The sequence below is a fragment of the Sorangium sp. So ce1036 genome (assembly GCF_051369805.1).
Lineage (GTDB): Bacteria > Myxococcota_A > Polyangia > Polyangiales > Polyangiaceae > Sorangium > Sorangium cellulosum_F.
In genome coordinates, this window is the sequence record NZ_JBBMOX010000001.1 from 3322143 (window position 1) to 3336086 (window position 13944).

The 13944-nt window shown below is 71.1% G+C and carries 10 protein-coding genes and 1 pseudogene; 4 read left to right on the plus strand and 7 right to left on the minus strand.

Features of this window, described 5'->3' with window-relative positions:
- The first annotated feature begins 86 nt into the window (after positions 1 to 86).
- Both valS and WMF31_RS12795 read left to right on the plus strand, forming a co-directional pair.
- Positions 87 to 2786, plus strand: coding sequence for a valine--tRNA ligase (valS, locus tag WMF31_RS12790; RefSeq protein WP_436602206.1), 2700 nt, complete (start codon positions 87 to 89; stop codon positions 2784 to 2786).
- A gap of 125 nt (positions 2787 to 2911) precedes the next feature.
- Positions 2912 to 3121, plus strand: a complete 210-nt coding sequence (locus WMF31_RS12795) for a hypothetical protein (protein ID WP_436602207.1) — start codon at positions 2912 to 2914, stop codon at positions 3119 to 3121.
- 63 nt (positions 3122 to 3184) lie between these two features.
- On the opposite strand, the gene WMF31_RS12800 is transcribed toward WMF31_RS12795, so the two are convergent.
- The 4 genes and pseudogenes from WMF31_RS12800 to WMF31_RS12815 all read right to left on the minus strand — a co-directional run bounded on the left by WMF31_RS12800 (position 3185) and on the right by WMF31_RS12815 (position 6747).
- Positions 3185 to 3916: a tetratricopeptide repeat protein gene (locus WMF31_RS12800; protein ID WP_436602208.1), complete on the minus strand. Its 732-nt coding sequence runs from the start codon at positions 3914 to 3916 to the stop codon at positions 3185 to 3187.
- A 568-nt stretch (positions 3917 to 4484) separates the two neighbouring features.
- Positions 4485 to 5243, minus strand: a pseudogene (locus WMF31_RS12805) (AAA family ATPase); the annotation flags it as partial.
- Between the two features lie 122 nt (positions 5244 to 5365).
- Positions 5366 to 5779: a protein kinase domain-containing protein gene (locus tag WMF31_RS12810; RefSeq protein ID WP_436602209.1), complete on the minus strand. Its 414-nt coding sequence runs from the start codon at positions 5777 to 5779 to the stop codon at positions 5366 to 5368.
- Between the two features lie 35 nt (positions 5780 to 5814).
- Complete coding sequence (locus WMF31_RS12815) at positions 5815 to 6747, minus strand: AraC family transcriptional regulator N-terminal domain-containing protein (protein WP_436602210.1); 933 nt, start codon at positions 6745 to 6747, stop codon at positions 5815 to 5817.
- A gap of 151 nt (positions 6748 to 6898) precedes the next feature.
- Between WMF31_RS12815 and WMF31_RS12820 the strand changes: the two genes are divergently transcribed.
- Positions 6899 to 7750, plus strand: a complete 852-nt coding sequence (locus tag WMF31_RS12820) for an SDR family oxidoreductase (RefSeq protein ID WP_436606548.1) — start codon at positions 6899 to 6901, stop codon at positions 7748 to 7750.
- A 260-nt stretch (positions 7751 to 8010) separates the two neighbouring features.
- Here WMF31_RS12820 and WMF31_RS12825 read toward each other — a convergent pair whose 3' ends face one another.
- The 3 genes from WMF31_RS12825 to WMF31_RS12835 all read right to left on the minus strand — a co-directional run bounded on the left by WMF31_RS12825 (position 8011) and on the right by WMF31_RS12835 (position 11085).
- Positions 8011 to 8454, minus strand: coding sequence for an iron chaperone (locus tag WMF31_RS12825; RefSeq protein ID WP_436602211.1), 444 nt, complete (start codon positions 8452 to 8454; stop codon positions 8011 to 8013).
- 174 nt (positions 8455 to 8628) lie between these two features.
- On the minus strand, positions 8629 to 10179 hold the full coding sequence (locus WMF31_RS12830; RefSeq protein WP_436602212.1) for an ATP-binding protein: 1551 nt from the start codon (positions 10177 to 10179) through the stop codon (positions 8629 to 8631).
- A gap of 114 nt (positions 10180 to 10293) precedes the next feature.
- Positions 10294 to 11085, minus strand: a complete 792-nt coding sequence (locus tag WMF31_RS12835) for an OmpA family protein (RefSeq protein ID WP_436602213.1) — start codon at positions 11083 to 11085, stop codon at positions 10294 to 10296.
- A 614-nt stretch (positions 11086 to 11699) separates the two neighbouring features.
- Between WMF31_RS12835 and WMF31_RS12840 the strand changes: the two genes are divergently transcribed.
- On the plus strand, positions 11700 to 13901 hold the full coding sequence (locus WMF31_RS12840) for a TIGR04551 family protein (RefSeq protein ID WP_436602214.1): 2202 nt from the start codon (positions 11700 to 11702) through the stop codon (positions 13899 to 13901).
- Positions 13902 to 13944 lie beyond the last annotated feature (43 nt).

Sequence of the window (13944 nt, forward strand, 5' to 3'; positions counted from 1 at the left end):
GCCGCGCCTTGAGCGGCGCCCGGGGTACGACGTAGGATGCGCGCCCCCCGCGGCGTTCCTGCGGGGTCTGCTCGCCAGGTGACCACGTGACCAAGAAGACGTTCCGCACCATCGATCCCGCGACGCTCCCGAAGCACTTCGACGCGCCTGCCGCCGAGCTGCGCCTCGCCGATGCCTGGGAGGCCGACGGGACCTACCGTTACGACCCGTCGCGCCCCCGCGAGGAGACCTTCGTGGTCGACACGCCGCCGCCGACCGCCTCGGGCTCGCTGCACATCGGCCACGTGTTCAGCTACACGCACACGGACGTCATCGTCCGGCAGCGCCGGATGCGCGGGCAGAACATCTTTTACCCGATGGGCTGGGACGACAACGGCCTGCCCACCGAGCGGCGCGTGCAGAACTACTATCATGTGCGCACGGACGTCCGCACCCCGTACGAGCGCGGCCTCTCGCTCCCGCAGGCCTCGCCGGAGGTGATGAAGAAGGAGCCGCCGCGCATCGTGTCGCGGCCGAACTTCATCGAGCTCTGTCACAAGGTCACGCGCGAGGACGAGCAGGTGTTCAAGGCGCTCTTCCGCCGGGTGGGCCTGTCGGTCGACTGGCGGCACGAGTACTCGACCATCGATGATCACTGCCGCCGGACGGCGCAGCTCTCGTTCCTGGATCTGCACGAGAAGGGCCACCTCTACTCGGTCTTCGCGCCGACGATGTGGGACGTGGATTTTCAGACCGCGGTCGCCCAGGCCGAGGTCGAGGATCGCCCGCAGGCCGGCGCGTTCCACGACATCACGTTCGCGGTGGAGGGGACGGGCGAGGAGCTCGTCATCGCCACGACGCGCCCCGAGCTGCTCGCCGCCTGCGTCGGCGTCACGGCGCACCCGGAGGACCCGCGGTATCAGCGCCTGTTCGGCAAGACGGCGCTCACGCCCATCTTCCGCGCGCCGGTGCCCATCTTCCCGAGCCCGCTGGTCGATCGCGAGAAGGGGACAGGCATCTTGATGGTCTGCACCTTCGGCGACGCGACGGACGTGGTCTGGTGGCGCGAGCAGAGGCTGCCGCTCCGGCAGATGCTCGGCAAGAACGGCCGTGTCCTGCCGGTGACGTTCGGGGAGGGCGACTGGCAGAGCCGCGATCCGGCGGCGGCCAACGCCGCGTACGCGTCGCTCGTGGGCAAGGGGGTGAAGCAGGCGCGCGCGGCGGTGGTCGAGCTGCTCCGCCGCGAGGAGTCGGCGGCGGCGCCCGGCTCCGGCGCGCCGCTCCGCGGGGAGCCGAAGCCGATCGAGCGCGCGGTGAAGTTCTTCGAGAAGGGCGACCAGCCGCTCGAGTTCGTGCCGACGCGGCAGTGGTTCGTCCGGCTGGCCGACAAGAAGGCGGAGCTGCTCGAGTACGGCGACCGGATCCAGTGGCACCCGGACTACATGCGCCTCCGGTACCGCAACTGGACCGAGGGCCTGCAGGGCGACTGGTGCATCAGCCGCCAGCGGTACTTCGGCGTGCAGTTCCCGGTCTGGTACCCGCTCGACGCCGAGGGGAAGCCGGATCACGGTAGGCCCCTGGTCGCGCCGCGATCGATGCTCCCGGTCGATCCGACGGTCGACGTGCCGCCGGGGTACGAGCCGTCGCAGCGCGACCAGCCGGGCGGGTTCACGGCGGAGTCGGACGTGTTCGACACGTGGTTCACGAGCTCGCTCACGCCGCAGATCAGCTCGCGCTGGGGGCGCGACCCGGAGCGGCACGCGCGGCTGTTCCCGGCCGATCTGCGGCCGCAGGGGCACGACATCATCCGGACGTGGGCGTTCTACACGATCGCGAAGGCGATGCTGCACGAGGCGTCGGTGCCGTGGCGTCACATCGCGATCTCGGGGTGGATCCTCGATCCGGATCGCAAGAAGATGTCGAAGAGCAAGGGCAATGTCGTCACGCCGATGCACCTGCTCGACAGCTACTCGTCGGATGCGGTCCGCTACTGGGCGGCGAGCGCGCGGCTCGGGACGGACACGGCGTTTGACGAGAAGGTGCTGAAGATCGGCAAGCGCCTGGTGACGAAGATCTGGAACGCCAGCAAGTACGTGCTGAGCCAGTCGGCGGAGGTATACCCGATCTCGGAGGAGCTCGACCGGGCGTTCGCGCACAAGCTGTCGGCGGTGGTGGCGGACGCGACGCGCTCGTTCGACGAGCAGGAGTTCGCGGCGGCGCTCGAGCGCACGGAGGATTTCTTCTGGCGCTGGTTCACGGACGCGTACCTGGAGCTCGCGAAGGCGCGGGCGCGGGGCGAGGGCGGCGCCGGCGAGGCGGCGCGCGGCTCGGCGGTGGCGGCGCTCCGGCTCGGGCTCTCGGTGCTCTTGCGGCTGTTCGCGCCGGTGTTGCCGTACATCACCGAGGAGGTGTGGCGCTGGGTGTACGCGGAGGAGGCGGGGCAGCCGTCGATCCACCGGGCGCCCTGGCCGGGGGCGACGGATTTCGCGGCGGTTGCGGCGCCGTCGGATCCCGGGCTGCTCGACGTGGCGGCGGCGGCGATGGCGGCGGTCAACAAGCGCAAGAGCGAGCTCGGCGCGAGCGTGGGGCGCGTGGTGACGCACCTGTCGCTGGCCGGGAACGCGGCGACGCTCTCGCGGCTCAGGCCGGCGCTCGGGGACGTGCTCGCGGCGGTGCGCGCGGGCGGGCACGAGCTCGTGGAGCGGGCGGAGCTGGCGGACGGCGAGCTCATGGTGGTGCGCTGCGAGGTGGAACCGGCGGGGGCGGCAGCGGCGGCCGGGGCGGGGGAGGCGGCGGCCACGGAGTAAGGCTGGCGCCGGGGGGCCAGGGGAGGGGGCGCCCGGGAGAGCGCCCTCCCCTCGCCCTGGTCGACCGTGGAGTGACCGCAGGCGTCGAGGTGGGCGCCGGCGAGCTGGGCACGAGGCTCGTTTGGATGGAGCTCAAGGTCTGGTGCGACGGCCGCCCCGATCCCCTCGCCGAGGGGCTCGCCCAGCTCGACGACTGCCTGGCCGGGCTCGCGCTGGATCGCGGCTGGCTCATCGTCTTCGATCCGCGCTCCGGACAGCCCCCCATCGCCGAGCGCACGCGCCGCGAGCGGGTGCTCACCCCGGCCGGCCGCGAGGTCGTCGTGATCCGCGCCTGAGCGGAGGGGGCCCGGAAGTGTCCGCGCGCGCCGCGGAGCGAGCCGCGGCCGCCCGTCGCGGGATCAGCCGCCGAGCCACCGCCGCGCGAGCTCGAGCGTGCGGGCGTTGTCGGGCACGTCGCGCAGGAAGCGCTCGCGCCAGGTCGGGTCGCTGAGCTTGTCCGCGCGCGCGAGCAGCGCTGTCCTGGCCGCCGCGATCGCGGCGGCGGCCTCCTCGTGTCTGCCGCTCGCGGCGAGCGCCTCGGCGAATGTCAGCCGGACCAGCGACTCGCCCTCTTCGAGGGTGCCGAACGACGCAAGGATGGAGTTCGCCTCGGCGGCAGTCCTGACCGCCTCGTCGATGCGCCCGAGCCCCAGCAGCGCGCGCGCGAGGACAGCGAAGGCCTGTACGCCCAGCGTCGGTGCGACCGGCGAGAGCGCCACCGCGGCGCGCGCCTCGCGCTCGGCGACCTCGAGATCGCCCATCACGACGTAGATGTTGGCGAGGTAGCAGCGGGCAAAGAGCTCCGTGCGCACGAGGCCCGCTTGCCGGCTCGACGTGACAGCCTCCTCGGCGAGCGCCCGGGCGTCGGCCAGATCGCCGCGACACGCGAGGACGTGAGCGAGGTTTGCCTGCACGCCGAGCTTCAGCTCGAGCAGGTGCATCCGGTCGGCCTCCCCCAGCGCCGCGCGCAGCATCCCCTCCGCCCGCTGGAGCTCGCCGAGCTCCGCGTAGATGCCGCCGAGGCCGGCGCGGTGGCTGCATGCATTGCGACCATCGCCTGCTTGCTCGGACGCGAGGATAGCGGCTTCCATGCTGCCCGCGCAGGCACCGAGATCGCCCGCGCATATCGCGCGATAGGCGCGCGCCACTTGAATCTTCGCGACGAGCCCCAAATTTCGTGCCTCCGCGGGGGTGCGCTCCACGATGTCGAGGAGCGTGGCACCAGCGGCGTAGTGACCTCTCAGCATCAACACGCCCGCGGCATCGGCGAGGCAGCCGAGCTTCGCGTCTTGACTGGCGTCCGAGGCCTCGGCGTCTGCCGCCACGGCCGTCCAGCGCTCCAGCTCGTGCCGTCTCGGGCATGCCGTCGCTCCTGCCCTCGGCGACCGCGCGGATCTGCTCCTCCAGCACGAACGCGTTGCCCTCGGCGCGCGAAAGGAGCTCCTCGATCTGTCCGGCGCCCAGACCGTCGCCGAGCACCTGCCGCACGAGCCGCTCGCTCGCGCGCCGCGAGAGCGGCGCGAGGCGGATCCGGAGCCCGTTGCGCTCGCTCCAGAGCGCCGGAAAGAGCTCGTGGACCTCCGGGCGGGCGAGCGCCAGGACGAAGAAAGGCAGATCCTTCGCGTGCTGGAGCGCCGCGTCGACCAGGGTCACCGTGGGCAGGTCGCCCCAGTGCAGGTCCTCCAGCACGAGGAGCACCGGCCGCCGCTGGCACTCGGCCCGGACGAGGTCCTCGAACGCCTCGCGGAGGCGGTCGCGCATCAGCGCCGGGTTCTTCCGCGCCGCCTGGAGCTGCGCGTCGCCCTCGCCGGGGAACGTCGCGCCCACGAGCTCGCCGAGGAACGCGGCGATGTGCGGACGCTTGCCCCCGAGCCCGTCGAGCTGCCCGACCCGGGTGAGCACCTTGCGCCGCCGCACCTCGATCGGCTCGCCGTCTAGGATGCCCATGGCGCGGCGGAGCGCCTGGGCGAGCAGGCCGAAGGCGGAGCCTGCGGCCATGGGGTCGGCCCGGCCGATCCAGACCTCGACCGCGTCGCCCCCGTCCTTGAGCGCACGGAGGAACTCCCACGCGAGGCGCGACTTGCCGAGGCCCGGGGCGCCCATGACCACCACGGCGCTCGCGGCGGGCTCGTCCACGCAGTGGCGCCACTCGGTCGAGAGCTGCGAGAGCTCGCGCTCGCGCCCCACGCAGGGCGTCGGCCTCCCGAGCAGCCTGGGGGCTGTGTCCGGCTCCGTCTTCGGCCCGCGCAGCCAGCACCCATCGGGCCCCTGCGCGATCTCGAAGCGGCTCGCGAGCAGGCCCGCCGTCGCGCCGTCGAGCCGGATGCCCGAGCCGGGCGCGCCGGGGCGCTGCGAGAAGAGCTGCACCGCGCGATCGATCAAGGCACCGACCGGCAGACGTCCGGCGATTTCTGCCACGCCCCGTGGCGACCGACACGGGGACGCCGCCGAGCGCTGCCCGCAAGGCGAGCGCGCAGCGGGCCGCGCGCGCGGCGAGATCCATCGGGGCCCCGGAGCCGGACAGCGCGATGAGCAGCCATTTACCCGGGCGTGCCGAGGATCGCGCCGGGCGCCGTCAGGCTCCGCGCGAGCCGGAGGTCGCGCGCGATGCCGAAGTCGAGCAGCGTCGTGCGGTCGATGGCGCCGCCCACGAGCATCAGGTTGCTCGGCTTCCGGTCGCGGTGGACGATGCCGAGCCGGTGGACCTCGCCGAGCGTCGCCGCCAGCATCACGCTCTCGGCGATCGACAGCGGCCCTTCCGCGAGCCTCTCCTCCAGGGTGACGCCATCGAGCCACTGCATGGCCAGGTATGGCCGTCCTGCGCCGGTCACCCCGTGCGCCACATACTGCACGATCCCCGACAGCCGGAGCGTGACGGGCGCCTCAGCCTCCCGCCCTCGCGCGCGCCGCCGCAGCACCCCGCGATGGCCGGGCGGCTCCGACGGATCGACCACGGACCTGCGAGTCCTAGCTGCTCGTGGCCGTGCGATCACTTCGAAACACTCATCGCCGCCCGCTGCCGGGTCGGTGTCCTGGATGACAGCGCGGAACGTGCCCGATGGGCGTCCCGCTTCGGAGGCGCGCCGAAGAACCGCGCGTACTCGCGAGAGAACTGTGATGTGCTCACGTAGCCCACCTCAAAGGCGGCCGCTGTCGCTGATGCGGCCTCATGCACCATGAGTCGTCGTGCCTCCATCAGCCGCAGCTGCTTCTGGAACTGGACCGGCGTCAACGATGTGAGCTGTTTGAACTGCACGTGAAACGCCGTCAAGCTCATCCCCGCGCTCTTCGCCAAGCGACGGATCGGGATACGCGTCCGATACTCCGCTCGCAGCATCGCGATCGCGGCCGCGAGCCGGCTGGCGCTGCTCGTGGGCAGCGCCAGAGCCCGCAGCGCCGCTCCGTGGGGCCCAGACAGCAGCCAGTAGTGCAACTCGCGCACGATCCCTGGATGGAGCAGTGGAATCGCTTCGGGTCGGCCGAGCAATCGCATCAGACGCAATGCGCAGTCCAGCACCACCTCGTCGATGCTCGTGGTGAGGAGAGGTGGCGCGCTCGGCATGTCCTCGGCCGTCGAGCTCAATCCGGCGGCGATCTCCCTGATGAGCGCGACGTCCAGCTCGACCGCCAGGGCCAGGTACGGCTCTGACGGGCTCGCCTGGACGATTCGCCCGACGACCGGCACGTCTGCGGTGACTATCACCGAATCGCCGCGAGAGACGATCCGCTCCTCCGAGCCAACGAGCATGTGCTTCGCACCTTGAAGGACAAGGCACACCAACGGTCGATAGATCGAGTGGAGCGGGACGCTCGGCGCTTGCGCGCACATCATGCGCAGGCCCGGAACCTCGGTGAGCGCCAGCCCGTCTCCATTCGCGTGCTTGCTCGCGTAGTCTCGCACCGCGCGCCGAAGTGCGTCCATCGCCTCGCCTCTCGCCGTCCAGCCCCGAGCGCCGACGGAGACGGTAGCTCGCCTTGAAGGATTAGGCAATATTTGGATGGGACCAGGCAGGACGGGGGCCGAACGAGCGAGCATGCTGAAGCCCGCAACCAACGCAGAAAGGGCATGGAACATGTCGGGCTCTGAGGACGATTCGCGGCGCAGGTTCCTGGCTGGGGCCGCGGCGCTCGCACCCGCGATGGCGGTCGCTGGCGTCGCTGCGGTAGCATGTGCGCAGGCCGAGGCGCCGCGGGCGAACGGAAAGGTGGCGCTGGTGACCGGCTCATCCAGGGGGATCGGGGCGGCCACGGCGAAGCGGCTCGCTCGCGATGGATTCGCCGTGACCGTGAACTGCGAAAAGAACCGCGACCTGGCGGCCGCAGTGGTCGACGAGATCAAGGCTGCTGGCGGACGCGCGATCTGGGTACAGGCCGACGTCAGCGAGGTCGACGCGGTACGACGGCTATTCGACGAGACTGAGCGCGCCTTTGGGGGCGTCGACGTTGTCATCAGCAACGCCGGCATCATGCGCCTCGCGCCGTTCCACGCGATGAGCGACTCGGATTTTGCGAGGATGCTCGACGTCAACCAGAAGGGCAGCTTCTTCGTCCTGCGCGAAGGAGCGAGGAGAGTACGGAATGGCGGCAGGATCATCACGCTGTCGTCGAGCATCACGCAGCTGCGAACGGCCACGTACGGCGCCTACGCCGCGACCAAGAGCGCGCAGGAGATATTCGCGAACGTCCTCGCGAGAGAGCTCGAAGGACGTCAAATCTCCGTGAACGCGATCGCGCCGGGCGTGGTGAACACAACCCTGTTCACGGACGGCAAGACCGCTGAGCAGATCGCGGGCTTTGCGCGGCGAACGCCGCACAGGCGCATCGGCGAGCCATCGGATATCGCGAGCGTTATCTCGGCCCTGTGCGGCGACGATTGCCACTGGGTCAACGGACAGACGATCTTCGCGAACGGCGGCATCATCTGACCGAGGAGCGCGTCGTGATCGACGACGAGGCGATCGAGAGAGCATGGTCCCTACAGCGATGTTGGAGCCGGAGCGGGACACGGTGGCACAGGCGGAGTCGCTTGGTCGGCTCCGGACCGTGCTAGGCCGGCCTCGGTCGAGGGGTGTTGGGCAGTCCGGAAGGAGGGATCCTGGATGGCTTCGACCTGCTCGTCGAGGTCAGTCGAATGATAGTTAGGCCTGCGGGGATCGCGATGCGCTGTATCGACGTCAAGAACCGGTCAAGGCGCTCGTCTTTGAGTGTTGCGCTTTGGAGTAGGCGAAGGAGCTGCCTTTGGTTTCGTCGGCTTCTTCGGGACGTCAGAGGCGATACCGCCAGCGACGGCGTTCCACTCCGAGAGCCGCACCACGACGGACTCGGGCACGGGCTCGTCGAGTTTGAAGCGGATGATTCCCTTGCTCGCCTCGCGGCCTTCAAGATCCTTCGTGATGGCTTCAAAGAGCGTAGACGAGACGATGTAGAGAGCGTAATGGTCCTTCCATCCCGCGAAGGATGCAACGGCGCGGCCATCAACGAGGTACGCCGGCATTCCGTACTTGATGGCTTCAACGGAAGTTGGGAGAGCGCGGCGCATCGCGGCTCGGACGTTGACGAGGGCGGCGCGGACTTCGGGAGGCTGGGCAGCGAGGTACGCATCGACATCAGCGGGCTTGGGGGTCGGCATACGCGAAGACTTAGCATGTCCGGCGATGGCGCGCGTAGCTGACCTTGCCTTGCCCGTCGTACCGGCACAACGGGACCAGCGAATCGCGCTGAGGCACTCTACAAGGGGGTGGGGTCGCTCCGCCGCCAAACGCTCGCTCCGCGGCGCGCGCGGACACTTCCGGGCCCCCTCCGCTCAAGCGCGGATCACGACGACCTCGCGGCCGGCGGGGGTGAGCGCCCGCTCGCGGCGCGTGCGCTCGGCGATGGGGGGCTGTCCGGAGCGCTGATCGAAGACGATGAGCCAGCCGCGATCCAGCGCGAGCCCGGCCAGGTAGTCGTCGAGCTGGGTGAGCCCCTCGGCGAGGGGATCGGGGCGGCCGTCGCGCCAGACCTTGAGCTCGATGGCCAGCGTCTCACCGGCATGACGAACGCAGAGATCCATCCGACCCCGGCCGATGGCGTACTCGCGATCGATGGTGCCGCCGCCGTTCACGACCCGGTGGAGGAAGGCCATGACCACGAGGTGCGGCGCGATCTCATGGTAGGGCGCCGCGCCGAGGAGCGGCTCGCCGTGCTGCCGCCAGAAGGACAGGAACGCGTCGAGCAGGCGATCCGGATCGAGGCGGCCGTCCTGCGTGAGCCACGTGGCCTTGAGCTGAGGGAGAGACGCCCGGATCGGGAATGCGAGCTCGCGGACGATGATCTCTCGGTAGATGGGGTTGGCGACGTCGAGGCCGCCCTCCGCGGTCATGCGCACGAGGCCGAGATCGATGGCAAAACGCAGGTCGTCGGGAGGCACGCTGGGCAGCGCGGTGCCGGCGAGCATGGGCTCGATCACGGCGCGGATGCGCGGCTCGCGCAGCCGGTCCACCAGGCTGTCGAGGTGCGTGTCCTGCCGCTCGATGAGGATCTCCTTGGCGCGATCGACCTCCGCGCGCGTGATCGGCCGCGCGCGGTCCGTGACGAGGACCTCGACGAGCTGGCGGGCGAGCGCGTTGACGAGCCACGGCTGCCCCTGGGTGAGCTCGAAGGCGCGATCGACGGCGTCCGGCCGGAATGCCTGGCCCGTCTCGGAGGTGTGCTGGGCGTAGAGCGCGGCGACCTCCTCGCGCGTGAAGTTGCGCAGCGTGAGCGACTCGACCTTGATGTTGAACGGGCTCGACGTGCCGAGCCGGTCGCTGTCGCCGGACGCGACCTTGTAATCGCGCACGTCCCGCAGGCCGATGAGGGCGAGCGCGTGCGGGAAGCCGTGCGGGCGGCCGGGGTAGCCGCTGCGGATCTGGCGCAGCAGGGAGATGAGCGCCGCGTCGCGCAGGGCGTCGGCCTCATCGAGGAAGACGACGAGCGGCCGCGGCGCGGCTTGCGCCCAGGCGCGCAGGGCGGCCCCGATGCGCTGGCCGGCGGGCGCCTCCGGAAAGGGCGGCGGCTGCAGCGCGGCCGGGAGCTGCGAGCAGGCCGTACCGCGCCACTCGCCCAGGATCGCGAGCTCCGCAGCGCCGGGGTCGTCCGGGAACGGGGCGCCGACCTCTGCCGACACGAGCACGGCGACGTAGCGCCCCTCGCGCGTGAGCTCCTGGGCGAGCGTCAGGAGCGAGGTCGTCTTGCCGATCTGCCGTGGAGCGTGCAGGACGAAATAGGCCTTGCGATCGATGAGCTCCCGCACGCCGGGCAGACGCTCCTCGGCCGGGAGCATGTAATGATCGGCCGGGTTGCAGGGGCCTGCCGTGTTGAACCAGCGGGGCATCGCGGCGATGAGTCTAGGGAGCCGGGCGTCGGCTGACCAGCGTGGCGGCGCAGGCAACGCCGGCGCGCCCCCGGCGCCGCCTGTCCGGCACAGCCCCTCGCCGCGCCCCGCCGGTTACTTGGTGGCGAGCTTCGTGAGGTCCAGCATCTCGTCCACGTCCGGCAACACGATGAGATCGCACCGCCGGTTCTTCTGCATGCCCGCGGCCGTCTTGTTCGAGGCCACGGGGTCCGTGTCCGCGAACCCCGCCGCGCTCCAGTGCCTCATGGGCAGCCGCCCCTCCTTCCCGATCAGGAACATCAAGACCGCCCGCGCGCGCATCAGCGACAGGCCCCAGTTGTCGTAGAACGGCCCGTTCTTGTACCGCTGGCTGTCGGTGTGGCCGGCGACCTGATAATCGCGGTCCACCAGCGACTTGTCGCTCCGGATCACGTCCGCGATCTTCTTCAGGATCTCCTGGCCGTCCTCGCGCAGGGTGTCCTTGCCCGAGTCGAACAGGACATCTCCGGGCAGCGAGATGACCATCCGGTTCCTGCGGACCTGGACCTCCAGGCCGAGCTTGACGAGCCCCTCGAGCTTCTTCCTGAGCAGGTTGAACCGCGCCTGGATCGTCTCGAGCTGCTTCGCGCGCGCCTTGTACTCCGCCAGCGCCTTCTCGCGGTCCTCCAGCGTCGAGCTCATCTTCGAGATGTCGGCGCCCTGCTCCGCGAGCTGCTTCTCGAGCTCCTCGACGCGCTGCTTCGCCGCGGCGAGCTCCTTCTCGAGCTCGGCCTCCTTCTTCTGGCTCCGGTTCTGGAGGTCGTTGTACTTGGCGAGCTGCGCCTTCCACTCCTGCTCGGAGTGGCCGCAGCCCGTGGCGAACAGCGACGCGAGCGCGAGGGGTAGTGCAATGAGAGTCCGGTTCATGAGCGCTTTCTCCATGGCTCCTCGAGGCGGAGCGGGATGCTGCTGGCGCACAGCCTCGCCCAGCTCGGGCGAGAGATCCAGAGGGCAGGACGGCGCCCGCCCGCCGTCCGCCACGCCGGCGCGGCGCGACCTCGGGCCACGGGGCAGGCCGAGCGGCGCCTCGGAGCGGCGGCCTCCCGTGGCCCGTGGCCTGCTCGGGCTCCCTGGCCGGGCGCGGGATCACGCGCTTGACGGGCGGCGCGCTGAGGGCGCCGGGCGGCGCGCCGAGGGCGTCAGGCGGGCGCGCCAAGGACGCCGGTAGGCGCCCGCCGAGGACGCTGGTAGGCGCCCGCCGAGGACGCCGGTAGGCGCGCGCTGCGGGCTGCCGGGGCGAGCGGTCCCGGGGGGGCGGTCGCGTTCCAGGGCCCGGGGGCCGAGCGGCGCCTTGACCACACCGGCCGGGCATGAGACATCGGCCCCCGGCCTCCGGGCCACCGCGTCTCGCACCTTCAACCTCTTCCTGCGCGCGGGGCAGACAACGCGCGAACGAAACCAAGCAGATGCCCATCTCGTTGCGGTCTCCGGGAACGTCGTGCAGCCCTGGCACCCCTCGCCGTCGCCTCCGGTCGGGTCTCGTGCTCGCGCTCGTGCTGGGCGCATCCTCCGCGTCCGCGCAGCCGGCGCCCCGGCCAGCGCAGGCGCCCGCGCAGCCGGCGCCCCGGCCAGCGCAGGCGCCCGCGGCCCCCGCGCAGCCGCCTGCCGCCCAGCCGGGCGCCGCGGCCGCCCAGCCCGGCGCCGCGCCCGCCGCGGCCGCCCAACCGGGCGCCGCCCAGCCGGGCGCCGCGCCGGCCCAGCCGGGCGCCGCGCCCGCCGCGCCGGCCCAGCCCGGCGCCGCCCAGCCGGGCGCGGCCCCCGCCACGCCGGATGCGGCTCCGCCGCCCGTGGGCGGCAACGACGTGGAGGCCCTCGAGCCCCCCGCCGCGAGCCGCGAGCCGCTCATGCCGGCGCCCGGCGCCGCCGCGCCGTCCGCGCCGCAACCGGCCAGGCCGGCGGCCTCGGAAGGGCCGGCGCCGGCCGAGCCGGAGCGCAAGGCGACCCAGGGCGAGATCGGCGCCCGGCCCAGCGAGGTCTACGCCGAGGACTGGTGGTCTCACGCGCGGCCGACGTTCGAGTTCCACGGCTACTACCGGCTGCGGTGGGAGTTCTTCAACAGCTTCGCCCTCGGCCGACAGGACGCGCGCGAGGGGGCGCTCTGGCCACAGCCGCTCGACAACTCCTACGATCCGGCCCACTCCGTCCAGCTCTGCGACCCGGATTACAACAGCGACGGCACGCGCTCGTTCCGGTCGTGCGACAGCGACACCCAGGCCGGCGCGAACATGCGATTCCGGCTGAACCCCGAGCTGCACATCAGCGACAACCTGCGGATCCTCTCGCAGATCGATCTCCTCGACAACGTCGTGCTCGGCTCGACGCCCGAGGGCTACGCGAACCGCCCGGGGGCGAACGGCGGTTACGAGGTGGTCCGCCGGGGCGGCTACTCGCCGCTCGGGGCCTTCGCCGGCACCCAGTGGGCGCCGAGCGCCGGCGTGAACGCGCCGACCGACTCCATCACCGTCAAGCGGATCTGGGGCGAGTACATGACCCCGATCGGCCTCTTGCGCTTCGGCCGCATGCCGAACCACTGGGGCCTCGGTATGGTGGCAAACAGCGGCGACGGGTACGACTCCGACTATCAGTCGACGGTCGACCGGCTGATGTTCGTCACGGGCATCAAGAAATACGACCTCTACTTCGCCGGGGCGTGGGACTGGGCCAACGAGGGGGCGACGAGCTACTCGCTCCAGAACCTCGAGGGCCAGGCGCACGATCTCGCCCAGGGCGACGACGTCGATCAGTACGTGTTCGTCGCCGTCCGCCGCAAGAACCCGGAGCTCCAGAAGCTCGAGCTCGCCCGCGGCAACGCGGTCGTGAACGGCGGCGTCTACTTCGCCTACCGGAAGCAGGCGCTCGCGAACGACAGGTCGGGCGGCGACCGCTCCGCCGCGCTGGGCCAGTCGGCCGACGACATCGCGGCGGGGTACGTGCACCGGGGCGCGGAGATGATCCTCCCCGACGTGTGGCTCCAGCTCCTCTACAAGAAGTTCCGCTTCGAGCTCGAGGCGGCGATGATCTACGGATCGCTCGACACCCGCACCCAGGACGACAGCGATTACCGGAACCCCCTCTCGCCGGACGACGCGGGCTGGGGGATCCGCCAGTTCGGCATCGCGACGCAGACCGAGCTCCGCGCCATGGAGGACCGGCTGCGGCTGCACTTCGGCTTCGGCTACGCGACCGGCGACGACGACGTGCCGTCCCTCGAGCCGCAGGGCGGCGGCATGGATCCCCAGAACTCGACCGATCGCACGTACTCGACGTTCCGCTTCCACCCCGACTACCGGGTCGACCAGATCCTGTTCAGGAACATCCTGTCTCGGGTACAGGGGGCCTATTATTTCCGTCCCGGCGTCGATTACGACTTCGCACGTGACAAGAACGGTCAGCGGCTCGGCGGCGGCGCCTCGGCCATCTGGAGCCGCGCCTCGGAGTTCGTCCAGGCGCCCGGGAACGCCCGGGATCTCGGCATCGAGCTGAACTTCCAGCTCTATTTCCAGTCGAAGGACGGGACGCTCAACGACGATCCGGACAAGATGGGCGGCTTCTACACGGCGCTGCAGTATGGCGTGCTGTTTCCGCTCGGCGGGCTCGACCACTTGCCGGGAGATCCGACGGAGGGAGAGGTCGACCTCGAGACCGCGCAGACGGTGCGCTGGTATCTCGGAATCCTCTTCTGAGCGCGATCCGCGGAGCAGAACCGCCGCGCAGACTGACCTCATC

Bases quoted from the DNA above. Each gene is read 5' to 3' on its own strand.
- WMF31_RS12795 (WP_436602207.1), top strand. From the start codon at position 2,912: ATGGAGCTCAAGGTCTGGTGCGACGGCCGCCCCGATCCCCTCGCCGAG.
- WMF31_RS12800 (WP_436602208.1), bottom strand. From the start codon at position 3,916: ATGGAAGCCGCTATCCTCGCGTCCGAGCAAGCAGGCGATGGTCGCAAT.
- WMF31_RS12815 (WP_436602210.1), bottom strand. From the start codon at position 6,747: ATGGACGCACTTCGGCGCGCGGTGCGAGACTACGCGAGCAAGCACGCG.
- WMF31_RS12820 (WP_436606548.1), top strand. From the start codon at position 6,899: ATGTCGGGCTCTGAGGACGATTCGCGGCGCAGGTTCCTGGCTGGGGCC.
- WMF31_RS12825 (WP_436602211.1), bottom strand. From the start codon at position 8,454: ATGCCGACCCCCAAGCCCGCTGATGTCGATGCGTACCTCGCTGCCCAG.
- WMF31_RS12830 (WP_436602212.1), bottom strand. From the start codon at position 10,179: ATGCCCCGCTGGTTCAACACGGCAGGCCCCTGCAACCCGGCCGATCAT.
- WMF31_RS12835 (WP_436602213.1), bottom strand. From the start codon at position 11,085: ATGAACCGGACTCTCATTGCACTACCCCTCGCGCTCGCGTCGCTGTTC.